This is a genomic window from Phaeobacter sp. SYSU ZJ3003, from assembly GCF_041300735.1.
Classification (GTDB): Bacteria; Pseudomonadota; Alphaproteobacteria; order Rhodobacterales; family Rhodobacteraceae; genus Phycobacter; species Phycobacter gallaeciensis_A.
Genome location: NZ_PXNU01000039.1, coordinates 22,512 through 37,515 on the forward strand (window position 1 = coordinate 22,512; position 15,004 = coordinate 37,515).

Consider the following 15,004-nt stretch of genomic DNA (forward strand, 5'->3'; position numbering starts at 1 on the left):
AAAAAAGCCCCCGATTTTCTAGGTCGGAGGCGCATGGGTCAGATTATGGTCAACCGTTACCGGCCCATGCGCTTGGTTCCTACAATGACGACTAGGGAGGTCATTTACCCCAGGCTCCTCTTTTGCGTTGAAGCGCAGACTATGACCGGCCGGCAGGGGCGTCAACAGGCAAACCCATCAAAAATGCCCGTCTTTCGACATTTTCTTGCGCTCAAGGGGCGCGTTGCGACATTTCTCAAAAGGAGAATCCCGGAAATGTGACCGAAACCCGAGCCGCAGGGACTCAGCCGCAGGTGTCGCGTGCTCCAGAAATGGGGGGAGCAGGGGCTACAGCCCGACGCCAGTGCCCTGTAGAACGCCGTGTTGCAGCGCATAGCGGGTGAGGCCGGCGGTCGAGGAAATGCCCAGCTTGCGCTTGATGTTCTTGCGGTGGGTTTCCACTGTGCGCACCGAGATATCGAGCGCAAGGGCAACTTCCTTGTTGGATTTGCCCTGAGCCAGTTCCAAGAGGATGGTCTGTTCGCGCCCGGTCAGCGCCTCGCGCAAACCGCTGTCCTTGGGCTTCAGCGACCCTTCGGCGCCGGTGCAGAGATAGCGTTCACCGCGCATCACCGCGTCGATAGCATCCTTGATCTCTTCGGTGGGCACGTCCTTTAGCACATATCCCATGGCGCCATGGCTGAGCGCGGTAGAGATATATTCCGGGCTGTCGTGCATCGACAGGATCAGGATACGAGTGCTGGGGCTGCGCTCCAATATGATTTCGGTGGCGCCGAGGCCACCCAACCGGGGCATGTTGAGATCCATCAGGATCACATCGGGCGCCAGCTCGGCGACGCGGCTCACCGCTTCTTCGCCGTCGGTCAACGATCCGACCACCGCGATGTCATCATAGCTTTCGAGAATCGACTGGATGCCCTCGGCGACCATCGGGTGGTCGTCCACGATCAGGACACGCACAGGCTCGCAATTTCCGTCTTTCAGCAGAGTGCCATCCCCCAACTGCCTATATGCTTCGGACCCGGCAGAGATACGGATCCTGCATCTGCCACTACGACACGCGTTTCGGAGCGGCTTCGTTCCCCGGAGGCAGCAGATGGCTCAAAGGGAGTGTCGCTTCGATCACCGTGCCGCTCTGGGTGCCCCGTGATGACAGAATCCGCAAGGTGCCGTCAAGCTGATCGATCCGCTCTTGCATGTTGCGCAGGCCGATGCCCGGCTCGCCTTCGGGCTTTTTCTGGGGCAGGCCACGGCCATTGTCGCTGATGCGCATGGTGGCGCCGCGGGCGTGGCCACGCAGGTCTATACTGACATGGCTTGCATCCGCGTGCCGTTCTATATTGGTCAGCGCCTCCTGCGCGATGCGGTACATGGCGATCTTGGCGTCCTGATCCAACCGGTTGCGGAAAACCACAGTGGTAAAATCCGTTTCGATTCCGGTGCGGGCCGCAAAATCATCGGTCAGCGCCTTCAGCGCAGGACCAAGGCCCAGATCATCCAGCACTCCCGGGCGCAGATCCCGGCTGATGCGGCGCACTTCGGAGATGGCGATGCCAAGGTGTTCGATGCCCTTGTCGAGCGGATCCGAAGCGCCATCGTGATCGCCCCGCATCAGGCGCCGCCGGGTGTTGTCCAGCGCATAGCGCACCCCGACAAGAAGCTGGCTGATCCCGTCGTGCAGCTCGCGGGCCACGCGTCCACGCTCTTCTTCCTGCGCGTCGAAAACCCGCTGTGTCAGTTCCTTCAGCTTGGCATCGGCAAGGCGGCGTTCGCGGATGTTCAGAACCATGCCCGATGCAAAGACAAGGACCAGTGCGACAAGGGTAATTCCGCCAATATAGATAAAGGTCCGGCGCACCCGGGCTTCCACCTCGGCGCGGCTGGCGGCGACCGAGGCCAGTACATCGTCGATGAAGACGCCGGTCCCGACCGCCCATTGCCAGTCCTGCAGGCCAAGGACGTAGGTTACCATCTGCGCTTCTTCGCCAGTCGATGGTTTTTCCCACATGAAACTGTGCCAGCCTGCGCCTTGGCGCGCCTGCTCGATGAAGGTGTCCACGACCGGCGTGCCCTGGCTGTCGGTAAGCCCGCGCCAGTTCTGATTGATGAACTCGGTCTGTCGGGGGCTGACCAGATTGTTGCCGTCATAATCATAGACGAAAAAGAACCCGTCCTGGCCGTAGATCATCGCGCTAAGGATTTGCGTCACCCGTTCCTTTGCATCCGCATCATCCGGCGCAGCCAGACCATAGATATGGGAAAAGGCATTGCGGGCCTGGGTGACATAGTTGCGCAATTCGGCCTTCTTGGCTTCGATCAGCTGGCGCTCCAAGGCCTTGATCTCCCGCTCGGCGAGGGCGCGGGACTGATTGGCCACCAAGAGCGCAATCGCCGCCACTGCCACCACCAGAGGCAGCGTCGCCAGAAGCGAAAGTTTCTGCGCATAGTTTGGTCGAAACAGGCTGGAAAACAGGCTGGAGAACGGGGGCATAGGGCTGTCCGGCGGCTGTGAGAGAGGGAAGGCGAATCGTTACGCAATCGAAATCCGAAAGCAAAGGGGGCTTTGAGGCAGATTTTGCCGTCACCTGCGTAACAAAAGAAGCCTGCGCTCAAAATTAGTGCAACAATCGGACTGAAACTTACCAAAAAAGCGCCGATCTACGCAGTACTAGGTATTCACAAGTTTGGCCCCGTGGCTAGGCTGACGCCACTCGAACCGATCCGCCCAAGGCTTTGCTGCGGGCAATCCATATATCTGGGAGGAAAACATCATGGATCGTCGTTCCTTTTTGAAAACATCCGCTCTGGGCGGTACCGCCGCTGCTGCGTCCACTCTGGCAGCTCCGGCTTATGCTCAGGGTAAGCGCACCCTGACCATGGTTACCACCTGGGGTCGTGGCCTGGCTGGCGTGTTTGACGCCGCGCAGCGCGTTGCAGACAACGTCACCGCCATGTCCGATGGCAACCTGACTGTCGACATCAAAGCCGCAGGCGAACTGGTTGGCGCGTTTGAAGTGTTTGACGCCGTTTCCTCGGGTCAGGCTGACATGTACCACGGCGCCGACTACTACTTCATTGGTCAGCACCCGGGCTATGCCTTCTTTACCGCCGTGCCCTTCGGCATGACCGCGCAGGAACTGTCCAACTGGTACTACTTCGACGGCGGTATGGAGCTGCACGACGAGCTGGGTCAGATCTTTGGTCTGAAATCCTTCCTCGGCGGCAACACCGGCGCGCAGGCTGGCGGCTGGTTCTCCAAAGAGATCAACAGCCCCGAAGACTTCAACGGTCTGAAGTTCCGTATGCCGGGTCTGGGCGGCAAGGCACTGGGTAAACTGGGCGCTTCCGTTCAGAACATCCCGGGTTCCGAAGTGTACCAGGCTCTGTCCTCTGGCGCCATCGACGGCACCGAGTGGATCGGCCCCTGGGCGGACGAAAAAGCCGGCTTCCAGGAAATCACCAAGACCTACTACACCGCTGGCTTCCACGAGCCGGGTGCGGGTCTGTCGGTTGCAACCAACCGCGACGTATTCGAGAGCCTGAGCCCCGCGCATCAGAAGATCATCGAAATCGCGTCGGCTGAATGCCACCAGTGGAACCTGGCACAGTTCCTGGCCAACAACGGTGCCGCTCTGCAGCGTCTGCAGGCCGGTGGCGTGAAACTGATGGAATTCCCGGACTCCGTCTGGGATGCCTTCGGTAAGGCTTCCATGGAAGTGCATGCGGAAAACATGGGCGACGATCTCTACAAGAAGATCCACGACAGCGCCATGGCTTCGATGAAGTCCTCCTCTGCCTGGATCAAGACTTCCTCGGGCACCTACGTGTCGCAGCGCGACCGCGTTCTGGGCTAAGCGGCGTACTTACGCTTTCATCGGATCCTCCGCCATTGTGCGGGGGATTCCTTTTCCATTGCAGCAGGTCGAACCGGGCAAGCCAGCTCCTTGTGGAGCACCGCCAGCTCATCTAAAGACCCGCCGCAATCAATGATCCCGGGGGAACAATGCAGGACGACAGTGGCATTTCCTTTTTCGGCGCCCTGTGGGGTGGTCTTGTCTGGCTGGTCCAGAACATCGCTGGCGCCTTTTACAATCTTGGCTACGCGCTCTCCCATACCAGCGAATGGCTGGCATGGACCGGAGGGCTGGAGTCCGTAGAGGACAAACAGTCGCTTATGCGCTTTGTCTACTTCGGTGGCTCGGTCGAGTTCTTCTTTGTAGTGTTTACCGCGTTTCTGGTTCTGACAGCGGTGGGGATTTACCAGCGCCAAGTCATGTGGGGCGTGGTGCGCGGGCTGGAAGGCTTTGCCAATACCATCGGCCGCCTGTTCGCCTGGGCCGGTCTGATCATGGTGATCCAGCAGATCATCATTGTCTTCATGCAGCGGGTCTTTGCCCGGCCGGACATGAGTTTCGGTCTGGGGATCGAACTGCAGATGGACATCTCGTGGTTTGCCGAAGAGCTGAAGCTCTATAACGCGCTGGTGGTCTGTATGTGCGTTGCCTACACATTCGTGCAGTGCGGCCATGTGCGGGTTGACCTGATCTACTCCGGCATCAGTTTCCGCGCCAAGCGGGTCATCGACATGATCGGCTCGCTGATCTTCATGATGCCTGCGGCTGTTCTGACCTGGATGTATGGCTGGTTCTTCCTGTGGCGCCACCTGATCGTGCCGAAGCCTTCGGCCTCTGATGGGCTTGACCGGCTGGTGATGAAAGCACGTGCGCTGCGCTGGAACGTGGAAACCATCGGGTTCAGCCCGAACGGCTTCAACGGGTACTTCCTGTTCAAGATCCTGCTGGTCTCGTTTGCAGGCATCGTCTTCCTGCACGCCATTGCCTTCTTCTACCGCTCGTTCCTCGAGTTCGTCGAAGGTCAGGGTAGTGAAAACAAATACCTCGACAAGGATACCCTTGGAGAGGGCGAAGAAGCCTATGAAGGCGCGCATTAAACTAAGGGACAGCTGACATGCTATTCGGTCTTGATGGCGTCGAAATCGGCCTGATCATCGTATTCTTCTGCCTTTTCGGAGGCATTCTTTCCGGCTTCCCGGTGGCCTTTGCCATCGGCGGCGCCGGCATCATCTCCTTCGGGATTATCGCGGCGCTCGACAGTGCCGGGCTTCTGGTTCACCAGGCCATCGACACCTCGTCGCAGGTCTACCGGGATCTGGTGAATTCGGGCGTCAAACCCGATGTCATATCCATCTTCCGATATCCGGATCTTCCACGCGTTGCCGAGCATGTGTTCCCGCAGGGCTGGGAAAGCGCGATGGATCGCAACGTCTCCTTCATCGTGAACCGCATGAACGAGCGGGTTCTGGCAGGGGCGTCGATTGAAACGCTGCTGGCGGTTCTGATGTTCGTTCTGATGGGGATCACCCTGGAGCGGTCGAAGATCGCCAACGATCTGCTGACCACCATGGCGCGCGTCTTTGGCCCGCTGCCCGGCGGTCTGGCCGTGTCCATCGTGGTTGTGGGGGCCTTCCTGGCCGCTTCGACCGGCATCGTGGGCGCGACTGTGGTGACCATGGGGCTTCTGGCGTTGCCCACCATGCTGCGCAACAACTACTCGCCGGAGCTGGCGACGGGTGTGATTGCGGCTTCGGGCACGCTGGGGCAGATCATCCCGCCCTCTATCGTGATCGTTCTTCTGGGCACGCTGGCAGGGGATCTTTACTCCACTGCGCAGGAAAACCGTGCGCAGGAAGCGGGCTGTACCGATGCGCTGACCTTCCTGGGTGAGCCTGCGGTCGTTTCGGTCGGGACCCTGTTCCAGGCGGCGCTGCTGCCGGGCATCATGCTGGCGCTTCTTTATGCGCTTTATGCCTTTGGCTATGCGCTGATGAACCCGGAAAAGGCACCTGCGGTTGAGCTCGGCGGCGCCAGTGACGAACCGGTGACCCGCACCGAGGCCCTGACCTGGTTCCTGGGCGCGCCTGCTGCGATCATCGTCGGTACCGTGCTGCTTGGCTCGTTCGGCGTCGTTGGCTCGCAGAACATCAATGTGTCCAGCTTCTCCGACGCTGGTCAGACCGCGTCGCTGCGCACCTCGGTCGGGGCGGAATGTCAGGCCTCGATGATCGAACTGCATGGTCAGGAAGCCTGGGATGCAGCGGTGGAAGAGCAGAAGGCGATTGATGCCGCTGGCGGTGTCGCCTCGGCTGAGCGTCTGAGCGAGGAAGAGATCGCTGCGGCAGAGGTTGAGAAGATTGCCAACGCGGCGCCGATTGGCACCGGTATCGCGGTGATCATCGTTCTGCTGGGCCTGGTTCTGGCCGTTGGCCGCGGTGTTGCGCCGTCGCGCGATACCAAGCCGCTGATCGTAGGGGCCATCGGTCTTCTGCTGCTGGCACTGGTCGACATTCTGCTGATCGCGCCGACCACGTCCCCCGGGGCGACGGTGCTGCTGATGCTGATCCCGCTGGCGATCGCGCTTTACGGCTGTAAAGAGGCGGCGATCCGCTGTGCGCGCAACGATCTGATCCGGGTGGTCTTCCCGCCGCTGGTTCTGATCGTGGCCGTGCTCGGCTCGATCCTTGGCGGTATCACCAACCCGACGCCCGCTGCGGCGCTGGGGGCAGGCGGTGCCATCATGCTGGCGGCGTATCGCCGTCTGCAGGACGAGGGACGCTCGGGCAAGGTGATCATCTGGTCCACCTTCGCGGTGATCCTGTGCATCCTGATCGGGGTGAACTTCGATCTGCGGATCAATCAGGACAATGTGTCGTTCGAAAGCTGGGTGGCCTTCTTCTTCGCTTATGCGGCCTACCTTTATGCGCTGTTCGGCCTGCTGTTTGGCTGCTGGGTGCTGTTCAAGGGCGGCGTTCTGACGCCGATCGTGCGTGAGACGGCGAAGGTGACCTCGATGGTCTTCACCATTCTGATCGGCTCGCAGCTTCTGAACCTGGTGGTGATCTCCTTTGGCGGTGAGCACTACATCCAGCAGTTCCTGAAGAGCTTTGATAACGAGATGACGGTCTTCCTGATCGTGATGCTGGTGCTGTTCTTCCTGGGCTTCGTGCTCGACTTCCTTGAGATCATCTACATCGTGATCCCAATTGTCGGGCCGGTGATCTACGGCGGCTCCTTCGATCCGAAATGGGTGACCATCATGGTTGCGGTGAACCTGCAGACCTCGTTCCTGACACCGCCCTTCGGCTTTGCGCTTTTCTACCTGCGCGGGGTTGCACCGAAGGAGGTGACGACGGGTCATATCTATCGCGGGGTTCTACCCTTCGTGCTGATCCAGGTGGTGGGTCTGGCGATCCTGTGGCTGTTCCCGTCGATCGTGACCATCGTACCGGCGCTGATGCCGGGCTGATCCGGTTCAGGATATCACAAAGACTTAAGGGGCCCCTCGTGGGCCCCTTTTTCATGGCGGCGGTGCAGATGGTAGTGACTGGAGCGCACAGGCAGACAGGCCGGACCCGGCGAGATCCGCCGGATAGCGTAGAGGTCGAGCTGTGGAGACGCACGTGCAGCCCCAAGGGGCGCCTTCAGCCGTTGGCTGCGTGGTTGGGGGCTAGGGCCCCGACTGCTGGAGAGTTACCGCCCGCGGTGGACCGGCTGCTGGGGAAGCTGAATATTGGCGACCTGTTCGGAAATCGTATCGGTCGCAGGGCTGTCCGCAGTATCTTGAACCTCGGACATCGCGGTCCACTTGCCCCCTTGATAGACCTCAAGGCCCGAGAACTTGACCTTATACCCCATCTTGGGGCTGCCTTTGACCCAGTAGCCGAGGTAGACATAGGGCAGCCCGGCATCGCGCGCGATGTCAATGTGATCGAGGATCATATAGGTGCCCAGCGAATTCTGCGGCAGGTTCGGGTTGTAGAAGGAATAGACCATGCTCAACCCGTCTTCGAGCACATCGGTCAGCGACACCGCAGTCAGTGCGTTGTCTTCGGGATTGGTGTATTCCACCACCCGACTGCGCACCGGAGTTTCCTCAATCATCGCGGCATATTCGAACACGTCCATATCGGCCATGCCGCCATCCGCATGGCGGTTGTCCAGATAGTCGCGGAACAGCTGGTACTGATCCTCGGTCGCCCAGGGCGATGTCGCCCGGCGGACCAGATGCGCGTTGCGCTTGCTGGTGCGTTTCTGGCTGCGGCTGGGCGTGAACTCTGCCACGTTGATGCGCGCCGACAGGCAGGCCGAACATTCCGAACAGGACGGACGATACAGCACGTTCTGAGAGCGCCGGAACCCCTGTTGCGAGAGGCTATTGTTCAGCTGCTCGACACCATCGCCCTGCAACGCCGTGAACAGCTTCCGCTCCATCCGCCCCTCCAGATAGGGGCATGGTTGGGGCGCAGTCACATAGAACTGCGGTGCGATCGGAAGTGTATGGCGCATAGGGTCGGGCTTGAGTCCAAGGCTTGTCAAAAAACACAATAAGGCTGAAGTTCACGATAGCAACGACCAACCCGCCCGCCAAGGCCGGTCTGCACAAATGGTTTAACAGTGATTGCCAAGCGGGATGTTTGCCCCGAGTTGACCGCTATCGCTGGATGCTGCGCCGGTTCAGCATCACCGTGCCGAGAATGGCATCGCCCAGCCCCTGACCGCGTGCCGATGTCAGCATCATGATCACCGAGACCACCTGCAAAAGCGGCACGGCCAGAGCAACCGTATAAGCACCCGTATGCAGCGCGGCCATCTGCAGATCCATCCGCTGGCCGGAAAGGTCGCGCAGCTCGATCCCGGCAAAGCGCATCCCCAGCGTGGCAGAGCCGTTGGCGATGGTAATCGTCCGGTAGGCAAAGCCGATCGTCAGATAGAGCAGCGGCCAGATGAAGAGCCCGACAAAGGCAGTCATCACCACTGTCGCCATACACAGGCCGAATATGATCAGGCTGTCGACGACCCAGGCCAGCAGCCGTTTGGGGGCAACCGATGCGTAGAATTCAGCTTGGTAATCCGGGTCGGGCAGGGCGGTCATCTCAGGTGTCCTGTTTTGCGGGCGTGTGGGGCAGGCAAGCAAGCGAGCGCCTCCCACCCGTATCTATGGGCGGGAGGCGCTGATGTCAGTAAGGATCAGTGGCGTTTGTCGCCGATATCCTCGTTGCCGATGTCCTGCGCTTCGGCAGGGGCGGCGGCGCGCTGTTCCATGAATTCGTCGAATTCCGCCTTGTCCTTGGCTTCGCGCAGGCGCTGCAGGAAGGCGTTGAAATCATCCTGTTCCTGTTCCAGGCGGCGCAGCGTATCGGCCTTGTAGGCGTCAAAGGCACTGTTGCCGCTCGAGGTCATGGCGGACATGCCGTGGCGGGTCCAGGATTTGCGGTGGCGGCAGGATTTGTTGAACATACGTTTGCTCCAGATCATGTAAAACAACAGGGCGAGGCCGATTGGCCAGAAGAACACAAAGCCAAGCACCATGGCAGCAATCCAGGCGCCTTTGCCCTTGCTGTCCAGCCAGGCCTCGCTGCGGGAAAACCAGCCCTGGTCATGCGGGGCGGCTGCGGTGGGGGTGATACTCGTCATTGGAACCTCCGGTATTGGGTTGATGTAAATCACCTTCACATCCTCAATATCGTGCGCTCGCCTGCGCCCTGCAAGTCTGCAAGTAAATGTTTTTTACATTTACTTTGTAGGTCATTGATAAATCGTCTTAAAATATTGCCGTGAAGAGGGATGAGTGGCTGGGGTTTCCATGCCTCCGTGGGGCAAGGGGGGCTATGTCTGGGCTCCAAAACCGCCCGACCCCTGCAAAAGGGGAAGGCTATGCGCGCCCGCCCTTGGGGTCGTCTGTCTGTATGGGGTCGCGTTTTCGCAAGGGGCACTTTGCGCGGCGCAGTGTAAGCCCGGCGCCCCGCGGTGCCCGGCCTAGTGGTCGACGGCGTGGCGGATGTCGCCTGTGTCCAGCACTGGGGACGCGTCGATGTCGTCGGCATCCAGCATCGCCGCCACGCGTTCAAGGCCCGCCACCAGCATCGCCTGCTCCCAGTCTTCCATCGCGTTGAACTTGCGTACAAAGCGTTGTTGCAGCGGATCGGGTGCCTCAGTCAGGACCTGACGACCGGCATCGGTCAGCAGGATATTGGTCTGCCGCCGGTCCTGGCTCGACTTTTCACGCAGCACCAGACCGTCACGCACCAGCTTGTCGACAAACGAGGTGATGGTGCCCTGGGACACCCGCATCCGCAGAGAAATCGCCTTGGCAGTGCTGTAGCCCTGTTCTCCGATGATCTGAAGAACCCGGAACTGTGCAGGTGTCACGCCAGTGGTTTGTCGTATCTCACGTCCGAACAATTCGGTGGCCCGGACGATGCGCCGAAGCGCGATCAAGCTGCTGTCGATGCGATCCATGAAGACTCCGTTGTTTTGATCATCAAACTATATAGGAAGATATGACGCTATTCAAAGCAGAATACACTTTGAAATATAAAGGATGAAGGGGGCTAAATGCGACGATATCCGCGACATAATGCCTAAAAGCGACGTTTGTGTCGCAAATTTTGCTTTGCCTGTTGAAGTTTTCGTGAGGCGCTGCTATTTCGATTGCCGAAGCGAAAGGAGCGAACACATGCAATACCACGCTGACCCGAGGCGGATCCCGCTGCCCACTCTGCGCAAACCGACAGCGTCGGATGGCGCGGATATCTGGGAGCTGGTCCGCAGCTGCAGGCCGCTTGACGAGAATTCGATGTACTGCAACTTGCTGCAGTGCGATCATTTTGCCGACACATGCGTACTGGCCGAGCTGTCGGGCGAGGCTGTGGGGTGGATCTCTGCCTACGTCATGCCCAATGATCCCGAAACGCTGTTTGTCTGGCAGGTTGCCGTGTCCGAAAAGGCACGTGGTCGCGGTCTGGGCGCGTTGATGCTGCAATCGATCATGCAGCGTGAAGCCTGTGAAGGCGTCACCCGCCTGCAAACCACGATTACCGCCGACAATGACGCCTCCTGGGCGTTGTTCCGCAAGTTCGCCAAGCTTCAGGACAGCGGTCTGGATATTCAGCCCTACTACACGCAGGCGCTGCATTTCCAGGATCGTCACAAAACGGAAAACCTGGTGACCATCCCCCTGGACGAGCGCGCTCAGCTGGCTGCTTGAGCCGCGCAGACGTCGGTTTTCACTTTCAACTCTTCTCCCACCCAAAAGAGGTCGTATGTCTACGAACACCTCCACCACAACTGTATTCAAACGTCGGGAATCCGAGGCACGCAGCTATTGCCGCGGCTTTGATACCGTCTTTACCTCCGCGCAGGGCTCTGAAATGACTGCCCGCGACGGTCAAACCTATATCGATTTTCTGGCCGGCTGCTCGTCGCTCAACTACGGGCACAACGACCCGGACATGAAAGAGGCGCTGATCGCGCATCTGCAGGCCGATGGCATCGCCCATGGTCTGGACATGCACACCGATACCAAGGCCGATTTCCTCGAGACCTTCGAGAACGTCATCCTGCGTCCGCGTAACATGGACCACAAGGTGATGTTCACCGGTCCCACCGGTGCCAACGCGGTCGAAGCGGCGATGAAAATTGCCCGCAAGGTGACCGGACGCAGCAATATCGTGGCCTTCACCAATGGGTTCCACGGTGTGACGCAGGGTGCGCTGGCCGCCACCGGCAACGGCTATCACCGCGGCGGCGCCGGGCTGCCCCTCAATAACGTGACCCGTCTGCCGTTTGACGGCTACATGGGGCAGGGCACCGACACTGCCGATTACCTGGAGGCGATGCTGAACGATCCGTCTTCGGGTCTGGACGCACCTGCCGCAATCCTGCTGGAAACCGTGCAGGGCGAAGGCGGCCTGAACGCTGCGCGCCCTGAATGGGTGCAGCGCGTTGCACGTCTTGCCAAGGAAGCAGGCGCTCTGCTGATCATCGACGACATTCAGGCCGGTTGCGGCCGCACCGGCACCTTCTTCTCTTTCGAGGAGTTCGGCATCGACCCCGACATCGTCACCATGGCGAAATCGGTTTCGGGCTTTGGCCTGCCGATGGCGCTGGTTCTGGTGAAGCCCGAGCATGATGTGATGGGCCCGGCCGAACACAACGGCACCTTCCGCGGCAACACCCATGCCTTTATCACGGCCCGCGTCGCGATCGAGAAATTCTGGTCGGATAACGCCTTTCAGGATGACATCGCCCGCCGGGCGAAGATCGTCGAAAAGGCCCTGCAGGAAATCGCCGACATGGTGCCCGGCTCGCGGCTCAAGGGTCGCAGCATGATGCGCGGTGTCGATGTCGGATCTGGTGAACTGGCTGGCGATATCTGCGCCCGTGCGTTCCAGAATGGCCTGATTGTCGAAACCTCCGGCCCCAATGATGAGGTCGTCAAGATCCTCGCCCCCCTGACCACGCCCGACGCCCAGCTCGAAGCTGGCCTCAGCATTCTCAAGGATGCCGCGCGGGACGTGATCGGAACAACCAAAGTTGCAGCGGAGTAAGACAATGATTGTCCGTGACTATAACGATATCCTTGAAAAAGACCGCGACCGCGTGGTCAGCGATGCGGAGTGGACCAGCGTCCGTATGCTTCTGGCCGATGATGGAATGGGCTTCTCGTTCCACATCACCTTCCTTGAGGCAGGCTCGGAACATACGTTCGAATACAAGAACCACTTTGAAAGCGTCTATTGCATGCAGGGCAGCGGGTCGATCACCGACCTGGCGACCGGCGAGACGCATCACATCCGCCCCGGTGTGATGTATGCGCTCGACAAACACGACCGCCACGTGCTGAAGGCTGACGAACAGCTCGTGATGGCCTGCTGCTTCAATCCGCCCGTTACGGGAACCGAAGTACACCGGGAAGACGGATCCTACGCGGCGCCAGAAACCGTCGAGGCTTAAGCCATGACCCATACTGTAGAAAAGATCGGCGGGACATCCATGTCCCGCCTGAACGAGCTACGGGATACGCTGTTCATCAAGAACGATGAGCCCGAATACGGGCGTATTTTCGTGGTGTCCGCCTTTGGTGGCATCACCAACCTACTGTTGGAGCACAAGAAGACCGGTGCCCCTGGTGTCTATGCCCGCTTTGCCAATGCCGAGGATGACCACGGCTGGTTCGATGCCCTGAACGAGGTGTCGGCCGCGATGATCGCCGCGCATGAGGCGGTTCTGGACAATGCCGGCGATGTTGCCCAGGCAACGGCCTTTGTGCAGGAACGTATCGAAGGCGCCCGCAACTGTCTGATCGACCTGCAGCGCCTGTGCTCCTACGGACATTTCCGCCTCAACACGCATCTGCTGCAGATCCGGGAGCTGCTCTCTGGTCTCGGCGAGGCGCATTCGGCGCTGGTGGCCGTGCTGATGTTGCAGCGGGCGGGCGTCAACGCGCGCCTGGTGGATCTGTCCGGCTGGCGCGGCGATGCGGATATGTCGCTGGAACAGCGGATTGAAACGGCTCTGGAAGGGGTCGACCCGGCGCAGGAAATGCCCATCGTCACCGGCTACGCGCAATGCACCGAAGGCCTGATGCGGGAATTCGACCGGGGCTATTCTGAGGTGACCTTCTCGCAGTTGGCAGCACAGACCGGCGCGCGTGAGGCGATCATTCACAAGGAATTCCACCTGTCCTCTGCCGATCCCAAACTGGTCGGTGCCGAGAACGCCCGCAAACTGGGCCACACCAACTATGACGTGGCGGACCAGATGGCAAACCTCGGCATGGAGGCGATCCACCCCTCGGCGGCAAAGACCCTGCGTCAGTCCGGTGTGCCGCTGCGCGTCACCAACTGCTTTGAGCCCAATGATCCGGGCACGGTTATCGACGATCAACCCGCGCCCAAGGCAGCGGCCGAAATCGTCACCGGCCTTGATATTATTGCGCTGGAGCTGTTCGAACAGGACATGGTCGGCGTCAAAGGCTATGACGCTGCGGTGTTGGACATCCTGACACGCCACAACGTGCGGATCGTGTCGAAGGTGACCAATGCCAATACGGTGACCCACTATCTGGACGCCTCGCTAAAATCGATGCGCCGGGTCGAGGCCGATCTGCTGGCCCGCTTCCCGCAGGCCGAGGTCAACAGCGAAAAGCTGTCGCTGATCTCCGTCGTGGGACGCGATCTGAGTGGCCTGCACGTCCTGGCCCGCGGGATGAATGCCCTTGAGAAGAAGGATATTCTGCCGCGCGGTGCAACGCAGGGGCCACGCAATGTGGACACCCAGTTCATCCTGCAGCGCGAGGATAAGGACGCAGCCATTGCACTGCTGCATTCGGAGTTCTTCGGAGCCACCGAGTCCCAGGCGCTGAAAGCGGCCTAAGAGCGCAGGCGCTTTAGGCAAAAACGACCGGTTTTCAGTCGGGTGGCGCGTTTCGCGCCCCGCGTTCTGAAAACTGGTCGTTTTGCGTTTTTACAGACGTGTTCCGGGGCTGTCGAAACACGCGGCCAAAGCATAAGCCTTCACGCGAATGCCTTTTAGGCTATACGCGCTAGGGCTGCCGGGGCGGTCTGCGCAGGGGGGCGCGGCTGCGTTCGTTGCCAGCGGCTGTCGCCTTTTGCAGCAGCGCCATGAATTGTTCCTGCTCTTCAGGGCTGAGGCCGGTCAGGATCTCGCCTTGCACCTCGCGCACAAGGGGGTGCGCCCGGGCCAGAACCTCTTTGCCAGTTTCGGTCAGGGTCAGCTGTCGCGCGCGGCGATCCCGCGGGCTGACGGTGCGGTCGATCAGCTGTTTCGCTTCCAGCCGGTCGATCACCTTGCCGAGTGTCGCCCGGTCATAGGCAATAAGCCCCGCAACCGAGGCCTGATCAATGCCAGGGTTGGCATCAATGGCTTTCAGCGCGGCGTATTGAACAGGGGTGAGGTCGATGTCGTGGGCGGCGACCTTTTCGGTGAACTGGGCCACTGAAATCTGATGCAAGCGGCGGATCAGGTGACCGGGAAACTGATGCAGATCCAACGCGTGATCATCCTCGTCTTGTGCGTCCATAAACCCTGTTCCGGCTGTTGCTGTCTCGTCCGACTGTGATGCACAGATAAACCAGAATAGTGGGTAAATGGCCACCATATACGGTGTCGCAGCCGGTCAATCG

At 60.0% G+C, this 15,004-nt stretch carries 14 protein-coding genes; 7 read left to right on the plus strand and 7 right to left on the minus strand.

Annotated elements, in window-relative coordinates; translation table 11 throughout:
• Positions 1–327 precede the first annotated feature (327 nt).
• Together C6W91_RS14765 and C6W91_RS14770 are read right to left on the minus strand one after the other, a co-directional pair.
• Positions 328–960: a response regulator transcription factor gene (locus C6W91_RS14765; RefSeq protein WP_274833384.1), complete on the minus strand. Its 633-nt coding sequence runs from the start codon at positions 958–960 to the stop codon at positions 328–330.
• Positions 961–1,051: 91 nt separating this feature from the next.
• Complete coding sequence (locus C6W91_RS14770; RefSeq protein WP_065270602.1) at positions 1,052–2,491, minus strand: cache domain-containing protein; 1,440 nt, start codon at positions 2,489–2,491, stop codon at positions 1,052–1,054.
• A 280-nt stretch (positions 2,492–2,771) separates the two neighbouring features.
• On the opposite strand from C6W91_RS14770, the gene C6W91_RS14775 reads away from it, so the two are divergent.
• The 3 genes from C6W91_RS14775 to C6W91_RS14785 all read left to right on the plus strand — a co-directional run bounded on the left by C6W91_RS14775 (position 2,772) and on the right by C6W91_RS14785 (position 7,323).
• Positions 2,772–3,854 carry a TRAP transporter substrate-binding protein gene (locus tag C6W91_RS14775; protein ID WP_370570982.1) on the plus strand — a complete coding sequence of 361 codons (1,083 nt, stop codon included), beginning with the start codon at positions 2,772–2,774 and terminating at the stop codon, positions 3,852–3,854.
• Positions 3,855–4,003: 149 nt separating this feature from the next.
• Positions 4,004–4,951, plus strand: a complete 948-nt coding sequence (locus C6W91_RS14780) for a TRAP transporter small permease subunit (RefSeq protein ID WP_370570983.1) — start codon at positions 4,004–4,006, stop codon at positions 4,949–4,951.
• Between the two features lie 17 nt (positions 4,952–4,968).
• Entirely contained in the window at positions 4,969–7,323 is a 2,355-nt protein-coding gene (locus tag C6W91_RS14785) for a TRAP transporter large permease subunit (RefSeq protein WP_065270599.1), read from the plus strand.
• 224 nt (positions 7,324–7,547) lie between these two features.
• Here C6W91_RS14785 and C6W91_RS14790 read toward each other — a convergent pair whose 3' ends face one another.
• From C6W91_RS14790 to C6W91_RS14805, 4 genes are all read right to left on the minus strand, one after another.
• Positions 7,548–8,363 (minus strand): arginyltransferase, encoded by an 816-nt coding sequence (locus tag C6W91_RS14790; protein ID WP_274837229.1) that lies wholly within the window; start codon positions 8,361–8,363, stop codon positions 7,548–7,550.
• Between the two features lie 145 nt (positions 8,364–8,508).
• The gene (locus tag C6W91_RS14795) at positions 8,509–8,949 is read right to left on the minus strand and encodes an RDD family protein (RefSeq protein WP_065270597.1); all 441 of its coding nucleotides are present in this window, start codon (positions 8,947–8,949) and stop codon (positions 8,509–8,511) included.
• 95 nt (positions 8,950–9,044) lie between these two features.
• Positions 9,045–9,491 (minus strand): DUF2852 domain-containing protein, encoded by a 447-nt coding sequence (locus C6W91_RS14800; protein ID WP_274837228.1) that lies wholly within the window; start codon positions 9,489–9,491, stop codon positions 9,045–9,047.
• 342 nt (positions 9,492–9,833) lie between these two features.
• Positions 9,834–10,316: a MarR family winged helix-turn-helix transcriptional regulator gene (locus C6W91_RS14805; RefSeq protein WP_065270595.1), complete on the minus strand. Its 483-nt coding sequence runs from the start codon at positions 10,314–10,316 to the stop codon at positions 9,834–9,836.
• 217 nt (positions 10,317–10,533) lie between these two features.
• Between C6W91_RS14805 and ectA the strand changes: the two genes are divergently transcribed.
• The 4 genes from ectA to C6W91_RS14825 are packed head-to-tail and all read left to right on the plus strand — an operon-like array spanning position 10,534 to position 14,234.
• The gene (gene ectA / locus C6W91_RS14810) at positions 10,534–11,064 is read left to right on the plus strand and encodes a diaminobutyrate acetyltransferase (RefSeq protein WP_065270594.1); all 531 of its coding nucleotides are present in this window, start codon (positions 10,534–10,536) and stop codon (positions 11,062–11,064) included.
• Between the two features lie 55 nt (positions 11,065–11,119).
• Complete coding sequence (gene ectB / locus C6W91_RS14815) at positions 11,120–12,406, plus strand: diaminobutyrate--2-oxoglutarate transaminase (protein ID WP_274828982.1); 1,287 nt, start codon at positions 11,120–11,122, stop codon at positions 12,404–12,406.
• A 4-nt stretch (positions 12,407–12,410) separates the two neighbouring features.
• Positions 12,411–12,812 carry an ectoine synthase gene (locus tag C6W91_RS14820; protein WP_065270592.1) on the plus strand — a complete coding sequence of 134 codons (402 nt, stop codon included), beginning with the start codon at positions 12,411–12,413 and terminating at the stop codon, positions 12,810–12,812.
• A gap of 3 nt (positions 12,813–12,815) precedes the next feature.
• On the plus strand, positions 12,816–14,234 hold the full coding sequence (locus C6W91_RS14825; protein ID WP_274837227.1) for an aspartate kinase: 1,419 nt from the start codon (positions 12,816–12,818) through the stop codon (positions 14,232–14,234).
• Between the two features lie 169 nt (positions 14,235–14,403).
• Here C6W91_RS14825 and C6W91_RS14830 read toward each other — a convergent pair whose 3' ends face one another.
• Complete coding sequence (locus C6W91_RS14830; RefSeq protein ID WP_274837226.1) at positions 14,404–14,901, minus strand: MarR family winged helix-turn-helix transcriptional regulator; 498 nt, start codon at positions 14,899–14,901, stop codon at positions 14,404–14,406.
• Positions 14,902–15,004: the final 103 nt, after the last annotated feature.

What these genes read in the sequence shown, in the direction of transcription:
- C6W91_RS14770 (WP_065270602.1), bottom strand. Translation starts at nt 2,491, where the DNA reads ATGCCCCCGTTCTCCAGCCTGTTTTCCAGCCTGTTTCGACCAAACTAT.
- C6W91_RS14775 (WP_370570982.1), top strand. Translation starts at nt 2,772, where the DNA reads ATGGATCGTCGTTCCTTTTTGAAAACATCCGCTCTGGGCGGTACCGCC.
- C6W91_RS14780 (WP_370570983.1), top strand. Translation starts at nt 4,004, where the DNA reads ATGCAGGACGACAGTGGCATTTCCTTTTTCGGCGCCCTGTGGGGTGGT.
- C6W91_RS14785 (WP_065270599.1), top strand. Translation starts at nt 4,969, where the DNA reads ATGCTATTCGGTCTTGATGGCGTCGAAATCGGCCTGATCATCGTATTC.
- C6W91_RS14790 (WP_274837229.1), bottom strand. Translation starts at nt 8,363, where the DNA reads ATGCGCCATACACTTCCGATCGCACCGCAGTTCTATGTGACTGCGCCC.
- C6W91_RS14795 (WP_065270597.1), bottom strand. Translation starts at nt 8,949, where the DNA reads ATGACCGCCCTGCCCGACCCGGATTACCAAGCTGAATTCTACGCATCG.
- C6W91_RS14800 (WP_274837228.1), bottom strand. Translation starts at nt 9,491, where the DNA reads ATGACGAGTATCACCCCCACCGCAGCCGCCCCGCATGACCAGGGCTGG.
- C6W91_RS14805 (WP_065270595.1), bottom strand. Translation starts at nt 10,316, where the DNA reads ATGGATCGCATCGACAGCAGCTTGATCGCGCTTCGGCGCATCGTCCGG.
- ectA (WP_065270594.1), top strand. Translation starts at nt 10,534, where the DNA reads ATGCAATACCACGCTGACCCGAGGCGGATCCCGCTGCCCACTCTGCGC.
- ectB (WP_274828982.1), top strand. Translation starts at nt 11,120, where the DNA reads ATGTCTACGAACACCTCCACCACAACTGTATTCAAACGTCGGGAATCC.
- C6W91_RS14820 (WP_065270592.1), top strand. Translation starts at nt 12,411, where the DNA reads ATGATTGTCCGTGACTATAACGATATCCTTGAAAAAGACCGCGACCGC.
- C6W91_RS14825 (WP_274837227.1), top strand. Translation starts at nt 12,816, where the DNA reads ATGACCCATACTGTAGAAAAGATCGGCGGGACATCCATGTCCCGCCTG.
- C6W91_RS14830 (WP_274837226.1), bottom strand. Translation starts at nt 14,901, where the DNA reads ATGGACGCACAAGACGAGGATGATCACGCGTTGGATCTGCATCAGTTT.